Here is a 14,564-nt window from a genome sequence, read left to right as displayed (position 1 = left end):
AATCACCCTTGAATAACCGCTCAAAAGACTACTCAAAAACGATAGATGGCGGCAGCGCCAGTCTCCGTTGGCATTCGCTCAGTGGGGACGATCACAACTTCGCCACCCGTCTTGAGCACGCACTCCCCAAGATCATCAAGCACATCGTCAATGTCCGGATTACTCAGATTATCAGTGATAATTTTACCGCTTGCGGCATCAATGTAGCCGGGAATTATACGGTCGGCCTCGATCAGTAGCGTTGCAATCCGCCCGGCGATGGCGGCCGTAGCAATCTCGCCAAGATCATCCGCGCCCTGACCCTTTGCGGCCGCCGCGCCAAACGATTCCACCAAACCGGCTAGCCGCTTAAGGTAATAGGGTTGCATCAGCTGCCAGGCGCGTTCACGCAACGCATCAAGGGACAGCGCGTCTGGATGAACGTCGATGGTTTCTTTCACTAAAAACGCGTTGTTGCTGATGGCGCGAAACGGCTGATGGTGCTCAGGTAACGCCGCCAATATCAGACGCAACCCCGATGGTTGCGAATAATGCTTCAGCACCACTTCATCGACCGCGCGAAAAAACTTCTGGGTATCGCGGTCCCTGATATCCTGCTTCACATCGGTGCCGTGTCGCGCCGCAGCGCCGGGCCGCCCGGAAGCGCTGTATGCCCGGTGGGCACCTTCACGATCACTCTCTTCTCTACCTAGCAATTCATCGATGGTTTGTGGCGGCGCACCTTCAATGGACTGAATCTCATCCAGCGTATCGCGATTGCCTTCGAAAACCTTAAACGCGTGCCGGCTCAGACCAAGAATTTGGTAGTGATCGGCCGATTGCACAATACGCATGAGCGGCTTAGTATGGAAGCTGTCGGCGACAACCGCTAGCTCGGCAACCGATCGCTGCAGTTTATACACACGGAATAGCCCAGGCGCGCTCAACACCGCTAGCCCGTCTGCGGTATAATTCCAGAAGGTCCGATCTTCGGCCAAGTTTTCAAACGGGCGCAGTAGTGTCGCAATATCACGAGACGGGTATTTCTTGCGCAGGGATTCCTCCATTTCCTTCACCAGATTGCGGAAGCGGATCGGGTCCTGCGTATTTTCAGGATGCTGCCGGTGCGTCGGCTGATAGAGCGAGAGACAGGGCGGCTCGTGCTTGTCCAGAAAAATGGCTGGATAATCTTGCGTTAATAAATTCATGGTCGTAGTCCTCCCAATAGGTACTTATAAAACAGAAAAAAAGCCGAAAATCCATTTAGCTTAGGATTTTTTCAATGAATCTATTGATCTAAAACTCAAACCGTCAACATTCTTTTTCTTTCATGCTCCACCAACTCAATTCACGTATTGAGCATGCTCAAGGCGCCGATGATTGCCAAGTTCCACATTGTATCAGTTAGCTCCAGGGGATCGTTCATCATGGGCGTTTGTACATTCGCTCTGAGAATTTGATTTGAGATGAAGTCGAATACCTCCCAAAAAGTGCCCCCTGCTATCGCGCTGCCGACCAGCCCAATAAGGCGACGCCGCTGGCGATCAAACCAATGGCCAGCAATTGCGTCAACGATAGGTGCTCGCGCAGCAAAACGTAGCCAACGCCGGTAGTTACCAGCAAGGAACCACCAACGATCGATGGATTACCCACTGCCACCGGTACGCCACGGGCAAAGATATAAAAGGTCAGGATTTCCACCAGCCCAATGGCCAGCCCAGCCAGGGTAGCCAGCAGCAAACCCTTATTAGAACTGTAGATCACAGTGCCGCTGCTTTTCATATACAGTAATAACGCCAGTCCAAAAAAAGCCGCCACAAATTGCAACACCACCGCGCCCAACACGGCTTCGATATGGTTAGCTGAGAGTTTGATGAAGACATTGTAGAGCCCGAACATCAACGCTGCGACGGCTACTAACAGGTAGGCCATGGGTTATCTCCCACGAGATCGGTCATCGCTTTTCCTGATACAAGCACAAATCAGCTAGCAAACCTTGACTGCCTGGTACCACTAGCAAAAATTTTCGGCTTATTAATTCGGCCTCAAGACTTTGTCAAAATCTGGCGCAGCACCATCTGCAGGATGCCGCCGTTGAGGAAGTATTCGACTTCAGCCGACGCATCGATCCTCACCGTAGTGTCAAATGCCACTTGAGATCCATCTTGCCGGGTTACGGATACCTTTGCGCTTTGCCGTGGTTTAATGCCGGCACCAATGCCAGTAATGGAAAAACTCTCGGAGCCATTCAAGCCGAGTGACTTCGCCGAGTCACCATCTTTAAACTGCAAGGGAAGAACGCCCATGCAGACCAAGTTGCTGCGGTGGATACGCTCATAAGTCTCGGCGATAATCGCTTTGACGCCAAGCAACGCAACGCCTTTTGCCGCCCAGTCGCGGGAACTCCCCGAGCCATACTCACGGCCAGCGACGACGACCAAGGGCGTGCCCTCCTGTCTGTAGCGCATGGCCGCATCGTAGATGCTCATCTTCTCACCACTGGGAACATGCACGGTCCAGGGGCCTTCCGCTCCCGGCACCATCAGATTGCGCAACCGTATATTGCCAAAGGTGCCGCGCATCATGACCTCGTGATTGCCGCGCCGGGAGCCGAAACTATTGAACACCGCTGCTGACACGCCATGCTCGAGCAGATATTGTCCTGCCGGCGAATCAGCACCAATAGCACCGGCCGGCGAGATATGGTCAGTAGTGATTGAGTCACCCAGCACGGCCAGGGCCCGCGCTTCTTCGATATCGGTCACGGGTACTGGCGTGTCCGCAAAATCGATGAAAAAAGGCGGCTCGCGCACGTAGGTCGATTCGTCGCTCCAATCAAATAGGGTACCTGTAGGTGCCGGCATACTCTTCCATTTATCGTCACCTTCAAAGATGCGGCCATACTCCTTATCAAACTGATCCGCGGATACCGCCGAGGCGATCAGGGACTCGATTTCCTCGGCGGTTGGCCAGATGTCTCTCAGGTAAATCGGCTTACCGTTCCCGTCCTTGCCCAGCGGGTCTTTGGACAGGTCACAGAGGACCGTACCAAGCAGCGCGTAGGCGACCACCAACGGCGGCGAGGCCAGATAACTGGCCTTCACCTGGCTGTGAATGCGGCCCTCGTAGTTACGGTTGCCCGACAGCACGGCTGCTACCGCCAGGTCCTTGTCAGTAACGGCCTTGGCAACTTCTTCGGGCAATGGCCCCGAGTTGCCGATGCAGGTGGTGCAGCCGTAACCCACCAGATTGAAGCCCAGCTTCTCCAGATACGGTGTCAGACCGGCCTTGTTCAGATAATCGGTGACGACACGCGACCCTGGCGCCAGCGAGGTCTTCACCCAAGGCCGGGATTGTAGACCAGCTTTAACTGCCTTGCGGGCCAGCAGGCCAGCGGCGATCATGACCGAAGGGTTCGAGGTATTGGTGCAACTGGTAATGGCGGCAATGACCACCGAGCCGTGAGTCACGACCGCGGCCGCATTGCGCTGATGGAGGTGCTCCGGTGGCGCCTGGCAAGCGCCTTCCTCGTCGTGGCCGCCTTCGGCAACCAGCCGGGCGATCTCTTTGCCATTTACGTCAGCCTCCATGCCCTTGACAGCGGATTGGAATGACTGCCTGACGCCAGCCAGAGCGACACGATCCTGGGGTCGCTTCGGCCCGGCCACGCTGGACTCAACTTTGCTCAGATCCAGATCGAGCACTTCGCTGAACTTCGGCTCAGGGTCGTCGTCGGTCCGGAATAGGCCCTGTTCGCGCGTGTAGCGCTCGACCAGGTCGATATTGGCGCCGCGCCCAGTCAGGCGCAGATACTCCAGCGTGTTCCCATCGACCGGGAACAGCGTGGCGGTAGCGCCGAACTCAGGCGACATATTAGAGAGGGTGGCGCGGTCGGCAATACCCAGGCTACTCAGTCCAGAACCGAAAAACTCGACGAATTTGCCCACCACGCCGTGCGCCCTGAGCATTTGCGCCAGCGTGAGAACAAGATCGGTAGCCGTGGTGCCAGGCGGCAGCGCCCCCTGCGTCCTGACGCCGAGTACAATAGGTTGAGGCAGAAACATCGGTTGGCCAAGCATGGCCGCTTCAGCCTCAATGCCGCCAACTCCCCAGCCCAGCACGCCGAGGCCATTGATCATCGGCGTATGGGAATCCGTGCCGACCAGGGTATCAGGAAAAACCCAACCGTCGCGCGCGATGACAACGCGTCCGAGATGTTCCAGGTTGACCTGATGGCAGATGCCCATGCCAGGCGGCACTACGCGGAAACCATCAAAGGCTTGCTGGGCCCAGTTGAGGAGCGCGTAACGTTCCCGGTTGCGCCGGTACTCCCACTCCAGGTTAGCGGCGTAGGCATCGGCGCTACCAAAACGGTCGACCTGAACCGAGTGGTCGATAATCAGGTCGACCGGGACAAGCGGATTGACCCGCCCGGGATCACCGCCCGCCCGGGCCACCGCGCTACGCATGGCGGCAAGATCAACCACGGCCGGAACGCCGGTGAAGTCCTGCATCAAGACCCGCGCCGGCATGAAGGCAAGAGACGCCTCAGCGCCATTCGGCCAATGGGCGAGCGCCTCGACATCCGCTTGCGATACGTCCCTGTCTCCGGCTCTTCGAGCAATATTCTCCAGCAAGATTTTGACGGTATGCGGCAACCGCGCCACATTCGCGCCGGTCTTATTGGCCAGTTTTGCGAGACTCACGTAAGAGGCCGTTCCGGACGCGGTCTTTAGGGTCGCGGTGATACCGAGGGGATCATTGGTCATAGTCAGTTTCCTCGTCTGGTGATAGTTTCAATCATTAGTAGGGCTCGCGCCTAGCAGCCAGCGGGCACACAAATGCTCGACGCCGACGATCGCCGCCCGCGACTTGAGAAGGATAAACCTTGACGATATAAGTATAGCCCCCCTGTCAGGATAGTATTAGCGACCCTTGGAACCAGCGTGGCTGGTACATTGTAGATAAAGCTATCCCAAAATGCCCAATAACCCGAGCCAAGCGCCGGCGAGCGTCATTGACAGAAGGGTCACGGGTATACCCACGCGGGCAAAATCGATAAAGCCCAGCGTAACCTTTGCCTGCGCTCCACGCTCGGCCACGATGATGTTAGCCAGACTCCCGGTTAGCAATAGATTACCCGATAGGGTGGAAAATAGCGCCAATCCGTACAGTACAGACGTGGGAATATCCGGCACTGCCTTAAGCAGCAGCACCACGGCGGGTACATTGCCGATGGTGTTGCTGGCCACAACCGAGAATAGTGCCAACGATCCTAGATCATAGGGCAATAGGTGGCGAGCTTCCAGCCAATCCACCACGCGTTCTGCCTGCGGTAGTTCGGTCGCGGCGGCGGTGACAGCAAACAGGCAGCCAATCATGACCAACAGAGAACCATCCACCTGGCTCAATAGATCGCGGGTCGAGAAGCGGCGTCCAAGCAGTAAAATCAGGGCAACGCCCAGCGCCGCTACCACCCGATCCTGAACCGTGGCCAGCAGTAGTACCAAGGCAAGCGCAGCAAACAGACTCTTTAAGCCAAGCCATGCACTAAAATCATTGCCGCCACTGTTGCCTGTTGGTTGCTTATCAATCGACAGCGCCCCGCGCCAGACCCACACGATGACCACGTAGATCACCACCAGCGTCACGATCGCCGGCACTAGCGCAACCGCGGTATAGCCTAGGAAGCTTAACTCGCCCAGTTGGCCAATGAGGATATTTTGCGGATTGCCTATCAGCGTGGCCGACGAACCCCCATTGACCGCGCCCGCAAGCGCCAAAAGATAGGGGCGCGGATCGAGTCCGCGGCGGCGCAATCCACGGCACAACATGGGGGTAAAAGCAAAGGCCACGATGTCGTTCACCAACACCATGGACAGTAGGCCACCGACTCCGATCACCAGGGCCAGCAGAACCCTGGGTGAAGCATGCAGTCGGCTGAGATGATCAGCGATCCAGTCGAAACCATGGGCTAACTCAAAGTGCGCGGTGATGATCATCAGCGCGAACAACAGCACCAGGGTCGGTAATTCCAAAGCGCCTGCAAGATGAGTTGGTGACAGCGTGCCGCTGAGCAGCAGCACAATAAGGGCGCTCAGGGTAATACCGATACGATCAAGCGCCAGTCCTGGCACGCCTCCACTGGCCATGCCAAGGTAAGTGCCGACAAACACGACCCAAACTACGGTATCACCAGGGGTAAAACTCATCGCCATGATAGGGACTTAAAATTTAGCGATACGGATTTTTTATCGGTGAGAAATCAGCCAGCGTATCTGCTTGGCTTATTAGCACTACCCCTGCCATATAAGGCTAAATTTTTCGCCGCCAATATTGTCATTGGCAACGATCTCGATTCGCTAAAAAACGATGGTTTTATTGCCATGGACCAATACTCGATCTCCCAGGTGACTCCGCACCCCCCGAGCCAGCACCAGTTTTTCCACATCCCTTCCTAGGCGAATCATATCGTCCACGGTATTGTGATGGCTAACGCGTATCACGTCTTGATCAATGATGGGACCCGCATCTAGCGCTTCGGTTACATAGTGGCAAGTGGCTCCGATAAGTTTTACACCGCGCTCGCTGGCCTGATGATAAGGTTTTGCTCCCACAAAGGAGGGCAGAAAACTGTGATGAATATTGATAATGCGGTTTTGATAAGTATTACAGATATCTCCCGGTAAAATTTGCATATAGCGGGCGAGCACGATGAGATCCGTATGATTATCTTCAATCAGCTGAATAATTCTCCTGAAAGCACCTTCTTTCTTTTCTCCCGCGATAGGGACAAAGTGGTAAGGTGCGCCATAAGCATCCACAAGCTGCTTCAAACGCTCATGGTTAGAAATAATGCAACGGATATCACAGTAAAGCTCGTTACTATGCCAGCGGTGCAGTAAATCAACCAAGCAATGGGATTCTTTGCTGGCCATGAGCACTACCCGTTTCTTTACACTGGAGTCAGAGAGGCTCCACTTCATCTTATATTTCTGGGCAATAGGCGAGAATTTATCTTTAAAAGCCTTGATTCCAAACGGTAGAGAGCTACTCTTAATGCAATGACGCATGAAGAACCAGCCTGATACCGGATCGGAATAATGGCTGGCCTCGTTTATCCAGCCCCCATGAGAAGCAATAAACGAACTGACTTCCGCTACAATACCCACCCTATCAGGGCAGGAAATAATCAAACGAAATTCACTGTCCACAAGCAATCCTAAGCTGGAAATAACCGCATTACAACTTTACTTATAGGATCGACTATACCAGAACAAAAAAAGGCGTACGTGGTGGCGCCCCATTAGCTGAGTAGTCCAGCTACCGAGGCGCGGGCAACGACCCACCCCTCGAAGCCCCTAGCGAGGTCACCCGCATAGAGAATTTTTCTTGGTTAATCTTCCAGATACCTGCAGGCATCGTTGGGGCAGAAAAGGGAAGCTCTTGTAAAATTAAGGCGCAAAAACTTTATGGAGCTTTTTATCCTCAAATATTCGCTTGCCTGTTTGAAAACCCAGTTCCCGGTAAGCCTCAAATTGGGGCTCATCGAAAAACTGATCCACGGTACTTTGATTGGGGAACTTGGGATTAGCCCGCCGGTAGGCGTAAACATCCTCTGGAAGCCCGGAAAAAACGGAAGCCTTAATATAGAGCAAAGTACCTCGACTCCCATCAGCGTAGCAAATATTTCCCAGCACTCCCGGCTGAGGAGAAAATTGATTAGGCCCCTGAGGTTGCAACATTTGGGTATCCATATCAATAGCCGCGCCAAAATCCACTCGGATTTTTTCCAAGGCATTCCCTAAATCATCAAACTTCCAGGCTCGATCTTCAGCCGCATCGGACAGCACAATATAACGGCATCGGCGTCTTATCAGCTCATAAAGACCCAGGTTCTCAAAATGACCTCCGTCGGTCAGATAAACATGCATCTGATTTTCAGCCATTTTAAGACCCAACATTTCCCGTAGAGAGTAGATGAACCAATAAGGACGCGACCATCCCTTTATCCTATTGGCGGGCCGCTTTGGATTACGAACCCAATAACCTATCCGCACGTTCAACAAGGTCATCATAAAGGATAAGGGCCGGGATCGGGTCACGCCCGTATTGGGATCGATGGCGGCTCCCGAAATACTAAAAGCAGTGCTCAGATCCATCGTGCCACCCAAATATTGGGCACTCGAAACATAGCCGGTGGACGGGGCGCCACAAAATAAAGGAGTCAAAATAAAATTATCCCCGCCTCTGATCCGCAATGTGGGAGTGGAAGAATTCCAGGTCATCATCATGGTATTAATAATATGATAGGGAGCCTTGGTTTGAAGAATGTTTTTTAATAAACATTTATTAGGTTCGCTAAAATCAGTAAAATCCACCGGTGGCATAAATGCTTGCATCAACCGATCCCGGTAATAACGGTGGATAGAGACATAGTTAATATTGGCTAGCATACCAATAAAAAGCGCCGAGGCTACTCCCGCCCATAATAACCCTTTCCTCAATACATCACCCTTATTTACAACAGCATCAGCATCATGGTACATCCATAGCAAAAGACCATAAATTACCAAAGCCAGTCCCACATTTAACAAGATTTTGCGGTAACCCTGAGTCTCGTTTTCCGAATCCCGGCCAATCCAGCCGCCCATGAGAGATAGCGCCCCAGCCAGGGAAAAAGAGGCATAAAATTCTTCAATCAAGTCCTTAAAATGAATCTCTAGATAACCATGCAAGAGAGGAATCGTACCAAGCACTGCAAATCCTATCCCAAAAAACAGCATCCGCCCCATCCAAAAGTTGCTCCGGCTTCGTACACGAAATCGCTGTAAGCTTTTAATATTAGAAAATAGAGCATAGAAAATGGACGTGATGCCAAGCAGAGCGAGAAAGGCAAGGCCCACGCCTAGCAATACGGTAAATCCATTCTGAGGATAAGCTGGAATAACCACTGGACCAGGTAACCAAACCAGAAGCACGGTTACGGTAAAAAAAATCGGGATAATTACCAACAAATTCACCAAAGTGCCTCGTATCACTGCTGCAGCCAAGGCCCAAAGATCCACCCCCTCACCCGGCGTGAGATAGGAAGCATGCTGACGGAGCCAGCTTACGATAGCGCCCGGCGTTTCAGTATTGTCGCGACGGGAAGTCCCAAAAGGAAAGTCCTGCTTAAGGCAAGACATAAACCAGGTCAGGGAACTGCCAATATAGCCTCCGCCCGAGACAGTGGAAAGATAATCCACATGCTTGAGAAAGCCGTAGCGATTCATTGCCTGCAATAACCCCAGGTTAAAGGTAGCGGAGCGAATCCCGCCGCCCGAAAAAGCCAGCCCTACCGCATCTTTTTCTGGCCGGCCTGGAGCAAGCCCCGCCTGGCGGCGTCTGTCCCGGAGGCGTTCCTGTTCCTGACGGAACATCTCTAACATTTTTTGCTCCATCGGAACCGCGGGTCTACTTTTTGAGCTTCCTTCCAAATCTTGGCTTTCTGCTACGCGGCTCATGGTGGTTCCCCCCTCAGGTATTAATGCTATTGATAATTTCCGAAGGCTTCAGATACGTGTAGGCTAGCGGACGGTCTTGGTTACGCTGATCAATCTCCTGTTCTACTGCCGCTAGCTCCTGTTGGAATTGTTCCACTACGGCTTGCGCCTGGGGATCTTCGAATTTTTCATCATAATGTCCCAAGCGATCATAATGGTAGGAAGTGAGGATCTCGGTCCATTTCAGCTGCAGCGCAGCCTGCTCGTAGGGAGGCAGAATTTTCATCAGCGTTTCCATATCCACGCCTCCCTCTTCGGGAATGGGGTGATAGGCCGCATAGGGCATATTCGGGACATAGCCGATATACTCGTACTGGGCAAAATTCAGTGCCGAGTGCAAGGGTGCACAAGTATAAATGACCGTGCTAAGGATGCTGGTAAGCTGATCGACGGTTTCAATACGCCCCGGCATACCCGCTACCCGGCCCCCGTCATTGGCGGTAAGCTCCCTAGCCCAGTTCCGCAGTTCCTGGTCCTGGACCAAATCTTCAGGACTTTGATAATAAAGGGCCAAGTATTCCTTCACAAATTTCTGAATACCGTCCCATAGCAGCATCCCATCGTCCCGGAAGGGATAATGGGGCAATACCTCCGGGTCATCCATCTTGCGGCGGGCAATTTCAATGGGAAAGGCGGCTTCATCTAGCCGCCATTCCTTATAAAAGGCAGCGGAAATCCCAATGGACTCTTCTAGAGTGCCCGCCATCATGTGCTCCACCGGACCATCTGGCTGGATAAATCGGGTACGCCCCAAATCATTGTCGTAGAGCATGAACCGGAAATGAGGCCGCAACAGAATATGCAGAGGATGATTTTCCGCCAATTGACGGTGGGTCACCACGGCAAAAGGCGCCATCACCACATGAGTACGGGCAAAGTGGGTGCCAAGTTCCTGATGATTGGCATCGGCAATCTGGACGCACAACTTGGCTACAAACCAATCTAAATCAGAATCCCGGGGAATAAAGAGCCGCCCCCCTGGTTGTCCGCTAATTTGGATGGCCACCGGCTGCAAATGATTCCCGTCCCAGCAAAATAAAGCCCGGGGCTTGGGCAGGTATTTTTTCCGTCCCCGGTAAAGTCCGCCTTCTTTCACATGAGCCAATTGAGGGAACTCCAGAAAATAAAGCCGTCCTTCTTGGAGTGCCTGCGCGAGAGTATGTGGAGAACCCAAACTTTGTTCCAGATACTCATCCATGATCGGAAAGTCTTCGGGGAGTTTATCAAGGCGGCGTATTGACATGGGATTAACGCCGGATAGGCGTTGTTCCCCAAAGGATTCATCTGTTCGATAGCCGCGGACAATACCCGGTTTGTCCAGGAAGATGAACATCTCATCATATTCATTCAGTTCATCAAGCGGGTCGAAGAGCCGCTTGGTTTTAGCGGCAAGCATATTAGGCGCTAGCTTCGCCATGGACGCCAAACGTTCTGCAGTGTATTTTGGACTGAAATACTCTTCATGAGGGACCTTATCAATCATCGGTATGGGCGGCACATAATCGTAATTAAATACATACAGCGCTCGCCGTCTTTCAAGCCGATCCTTTCGGCCCTGGGGATCGGAATCATTTTGCGGTAGCGAGGTATTCATGGTGCCCTCCTTATCAAAGCGTTTTTAAGTATTCAAGTAACGCTTCTTTTCGATCTTGCGGAAGATCCGTACCAAACAAATGTCCTTGATTGCTATTGCCAGGGACCCCCGTGTCATAGCGAAAACCAATACGCTCGGCTTCTTCTCCCTGGGACACAAAACCCACATTGATGGGATCGAAAAGATCGTAACCCCGATAAAAAACCTGGGGCCGGTCTTCCGGTTTTCTGAGCATATCCCGCAGGGTAGGCACAGAGCCGTTGTGAAGATAGGGGCCCCGCAACCATAAGCCATCGTGGGGTACCGCCACATAGCCGTCCACATCCCTAAAGTGGCGCATGCCCCAATCGTAATCTTCCTGATAGGCGTTGTAGCGCTTAGCCGCTTCAGCCGTCCACATATCCACCCGGTGACGGTCAGTACCCACTTCTTCAACCGGAATTACTGTCCGATGACGCTTGCCTTCAGGGGCATGACATTCGGCACAATTTTTTTCATAAATTGTTTTACCTTTCGCGGCTAGCTGCTTATCCAAAAAATAAGGAGAATCAGCTCCCTTGCGAGCATCAAAAGGCGAAGCCGGCGGCGGCACTTCTTGTAACCAGGCCTCGATACGATCCAAGCTGTCATGGGCAATGGCCTTATACGTCATGCCATCGCCAATGGCGGAACTGATCACCACCTCATGCAGATCAGTATTCAATCCATCCCAATGGAGGGCATCTCCTTCGCGGACCTTCAGGTTCCATAGAGGCATCATGTCCGCATTGCCAATCGTGGTATCGATCCCCATTTGCAGGATTCCAAACTTAATGGGGTTAAAAGGATCGATGCGCCCGGTCCCCCAAGGAGGCTTTTCCTGGGCCCAGGCAAATGTTTGCCCATATTGGATCAATGCTTTTTTAGTCATGGGAATAATTAAGTAACGATAGAGCTGCCTATCCAGCCACGGCAATTCGTAGATCAAACTGATCTGTTCCAGAATATCGTCGGAATTGAAGCGGGCATCATTCGCCGCTGCCGCAAGAAAGCGGGCATAGTCTTGGGGCCTGACGGTATTCCCCGGCCCAGGCACCATAATAGTGGGCGGCTCATCTTCCTTGAGCCGGTATCTAGCCGAATGGCAGAAGGCACAGTTAAAAGCAACGCGGGGAAAACCAATAGTTTTTTTAGAAAATCCTACCGGCAATTCCTGGCCCTGTTCCCAGGGAACACCAAGGGCAGCATAACCACCAGGGCCTGGCAAATACTCAGGAAACATTTTAGGCAAAACCCGCCAGATCCAATAGGGAACGCCCTGTTCCTCCTCGCTGCCAATGGAACCGTATTTAAACCATTCCGCCGCCGAAGCCTCTTTCAGCGAGGTTTGCTCCACTTCACGAAGAAGTTTGTACCAACCAACGGCCCCCATCACCAGGACTAATGCCAGCAGCACCACCATCCAACGAACTGTTTTTGAGTGCATGAGCTCTAACCCTCCTATTTTAATGTTACTGGCGTACCCCTTCTTTTCTCTTCAAGGGTCACCAACAACAGTAAAATAAATGTTGTGATTCCAATAAAGCCATCCACAATGGCAATGGAGAGAAAACCCACGGGATAGCCAAACACAAACACCGCGACCGTAAAGAAAGTGGCTCCAAAAGTCCGGGAGGGGAAAATGGAAAACCAGGCCGACGCCCGGTAGCGTTTCAGATCCCAGGTGGCGGGTATATAAAAAACACTGATGATAAAAAGCAACATTCCCGAGGCCCGCGCCCAAATAAGTTGATCCAGCGGAATATTAAGCAACCCTAATAACCATCCTGGCGCCAGCACCAAGGGAAACACAAAAAACATATTCAGGATAATTCCAAACCATACCACCCGGCCGTGCCAAATCCCATAACGACTCATTTTTTATATTCCTTCTGCTGATCTGCTCATCGTCTTTCTAAAAAGTCTTCATATACTCAACCATCGCATCCTTTTGCGCTCCGCTCAGAGAGGTGCCATAAGCCTCGCCTTCATGGCCGGCATTGGAATTCCCCCTTACCTGGGTATCGAATTTAAAAAATTCATGACCATCTTCTTCGGCAACATCCGAGATGAAGCCTACCTTCTCCCAGTCATAGACGTTATAACCCCGATAGAATACCTTTGGCCGGTTCTCCGCCGGCTCCAGCAGATCCCGCAGCGTCGGCACCGAGCCGTTATGCAAATAGGGCGCCCGCAGCCAAAGACCATCCAGGGGCATGTTGGCGTAGCCATGGGTTTTGCGAAAATGTTTAAAACGCCAGGGATAACCCACATAAAGGGTATTTTGATTAACGGATAATAGCTCGGTATAGGAGTTGAGCCGACCCGGATCGGTGCCAATAGCGGTGATAGGTTCTACCTTTCCCAACCGCGAAAACCGCCCGGTATCAAATAGGTACTGATCCCCTTCCTGCATGCCATGGCATTGGGCGCAATACTGCCCATAGAGTTGTTTGCCTTCCGCCGCTTTCGCCGAGGTAATTTCCTTCGGATAAGCCAGGGGTTTAAAATCCCACAGCCAGTCTTCAATACGCCCAATCCGCTCCAGATCGATGGTGACTGGCGTCACCCCCGCTCCCAAAGCGGCGCTCTTATTGCGTTCCTGAACGGAGGGGTTATTGCCGTCCCAGTGGAGGTACATTCCTTCCCGTGGCCGCTGATCCCAAATGGAAGGATAATCGGCTGGACCGATTAACTCCTCGGCGGGTAATGTATCCATGGGAAAATTAAACTGAATGGCTTTATAGGGGTTAAAAGTATCCACCCGGCCAGGACCCCAGGGATGCTGGCGATCAAGAAAGTTGAGCTGCTGGCGCAATTCGAAGAGCGCGGCGCGCACTCGATCCACAACGAAATAGCGATAGGCCACTTTCTCGATGGGATCGAGATTACCACCCATTTCCTCAATCTTCGCCATGACATTTTCCGAAGTAAGACGATTATCCAACGCAACTTCTCTTAAGAATTGGATGAATAAATACAGTCTAAAGTCATTGGCGGGCATCCCCAGAATAACCTGGGGCTCAGCGCCTTTCGTTTCCCGCAAGGTGCTCGTATGACAAACCGCGCAGTTTAACCACACGCGCTCAATACCTGTCACCCGGCGTTGCGACACACCAATAGGCAAATCCCGCCCTTGTTCGTAAATGAATCCGAAGGAAGCATACCCGCCCTTGCCAGGGAGCTTCTCGGGAAACATCTCTGGAAGCACTTTCCAAATCCAATAAGGCAATCCATTGACAGGCTCGCTGCCAATGGAGCCGTATTTGAAATGATCTTCGATAGCCTCATAGTCCACTGGCCTTTCAGGAACAAAACGGGCAATAAGATAACCAGCAGCGACAACCACAATACCGATTATCAAGAGGCTAAACATACGCCGTGGATTTCTAGGATTTTTTGCCTTATTCACTGATTGCTTCTGCTGC

At 52.4% G+C, this 14,564-nt stretch carries 10 protein-coding genes; all 10 read right to left on the bottom strand.

Annotated features, from left to right (window positions below):
- Positions 1 to 32: 32 nt before the first annotated feature.
- A complete protein-coding gene (locus NWAT_RS06505; RefSeq protein WP_013220342.1) occupies positions 33 to 1,187 on the bottom strand; it encodes a baeRF3 domain-containing protein in 1,155 nt (384 codons plus the stop codon).
- A 292-nt stretch (positions 1,188 to 1,479) separates the two neighbouring features.
- The gene (locus NWAT_RS06500; protein WP_013220341.1) at positions 1,480 to 1,911 is read right to left on the bottom strand and encodes an EamA family transporter; all 432 of its coding nucleotides are present in this window, start codon (positions 1,909 to 1,911) and stop codon (positions 1,480 to 1,482) included.
- 113 nt (positions 1,912 to 2,024) lie between these two features.
- Positions 2,025 to 4,748, bottom strand: coding sequence for an aconitate hydratase AcnA (gene acnA / locus NWAT_RS06495; protein WP_013220340.1), 2,724 nt, complete (start codon positions 4,746 to 4,748; stop codon positions 2,025 to 2,027).
- A 201-nt stretch (positions 4,749 to 4,949) separates the two neighbouring features.
- Entirely contained in the window at positions 4,950 to 6,197 is a 1,248-nt protein-coding gene (locus NWAT_RS06490) for an SLC13 family permease (protein WP_013220339.1), read from the bottom strand.
- 144 nt (positions 6,198 to 6,341) lie between these two features.
- Positions 6,342 to 7,193, bottom strand: coding sequence for a formyltetrahydrofolate deformylase (purU, locus tag NWAT_RS06485; RefSeq protein ID WP_013220338.1), 852 nt, complete (start codon positions 7,191 to 7,193; stop codon positions 6,342 to 6,344).
- A gap of 240 nt (positions 7,194 to 7,433) precedes the next feature.
- Complete coding sequence (locus NWAT_RS06480) at positions 7,434 to 9,485, bottom strand: patatin-like phospholipase family protein (protein WP_013220337.1); 2,052 nt, start codon at positions 9,483 to 9,485, stop codon at positions 7,434 to 7,436.
- Between the two features lie 13 nt (positions 9,486 to 9,498).
- Positions 9,499 to 11,118 carry a lipoxygenase family protein gene (locus NWAT_RS06475; protein ID WP_013220336.1) on the bottom strand — a complete coding sequence of 540 codons (1,620 nt, stop codon included), beginning with the start codon at positions 11,116 to 11,118 and terminating at the stop codon, positions 9,499 to 9,501.
- 13 nt (positions 11,119 to 11,131) lie between these two features.
- On the bottom strand, positions 11,132 to 12,583 hold the full coding sequence (locus NWAT_RS06470; RefSeq protein ID WP_013220335.1) for a c-type cytochrome: 1,452 nt from the start codon (positions 12,581 to 12,583) through the stop codon (positions 11,132 to 11,134).
- Between the two features lie 14 nt (positions 12,584 to 12,597).
- Complete coding sequence (locus NWAT_RS06465; RefSeq protein WP_013220334.1) at positions 12,598 to 13,014, bottom strand: hypothetical protein; 417 nt, start codon at positions 13,012 to 13,014, stop codon at positions 12,598 to 12,600.
- A gap of 37 nt (positions 13,015 to 13,051) precedes the next feature.
- Entirely contained in the window at positions 13,052 to 14,548 is a 1,497-nt protein-coding gene (locus tag NWAT_RS06460; protein ID WP_232420224.1) for a c-type cytochrome, read from the bottom strand.
- Positions 14,549 to 14,564 lie beyond the last annotated feature (16 nt).

The sequence above is a fragment of the Nitrosococcus watsonii C-113 genome (assembly GCF_000143085.1).
Classification (GTDB): domain Bacteria; phylum Pseudomonadota; class Gammaproteobacteria; order Nitrosococcales; family Nitrosococcaceae; genus Nitrosococcus; species Nitrosococcus watsonii.
The sequence above is the reverse complement of the archived record's forward strand: the minus strand, read 5'-3'. Positions and strand labels throughout refer to the sequence as shown.

Excerpts from the sequence above, each read along its gene's own strand:
- NWAT_RS06500 (WP_013220341.1), bottom strand. The coding sequence starts at position 1,911 with ATGGCCTACCTGTTAGTAGCCGTCGCAGCGTTGATGTTCGGGCTCTAC.
- NWAT_RS06480 (WP_013220337.1), bottom strand. The coding sequence starts at position 9,485 with ATGAGCCGCGTAGCAGAAAGCCAAGATTTGGAAGGAAGCTCAAAAAGT.
- acnA (WP_013220340.1), bottom strand. The coding sequence starts at position 4,748 with ATGACCAATGATCCCCTCGGTATCACCGCGACCCTAAAGACCGCGTCC.
- NWAT_RS06505 (WP_013220342.1), bottom strand. The coding sequence starts at position 1,187 with ATGAATTTATTAACGCAAGATTATCCAGCCATTTTTCTGGACAAGCAC.
- NWAT_RS06465 (WP_013220334.1), bottom strand. The coding sequence starts at position 13,014 with ATGAGTCGTTATGGGATTTGGCACGGCCGGGTGGTATGGTTTGGAATT.
- NWAT_RS06475 (WP_013220336.1), bottom strand. The coding sequence starts at position 11,118 with ATGAATACCTCGCTACCGCAAAATGATTCCGATCCCCAGGGCCGAAAG.
- NWAT_RS06490 (WP_013220339.1), bottom strand. The coding sequence starts at position 6,197 with ATGGCGATGAGTTTTACCCCTGGTGATACCGTAGTTTGGGTCGTGTTT.
- NWAT_RS06470 (WP_013220335.1), bottom strand. The coding sequence starts at position 12,583 with ATGCACTCAAAAACAGTTCGTTGGATGGTGGTGCTGCTGGCATTAGTC.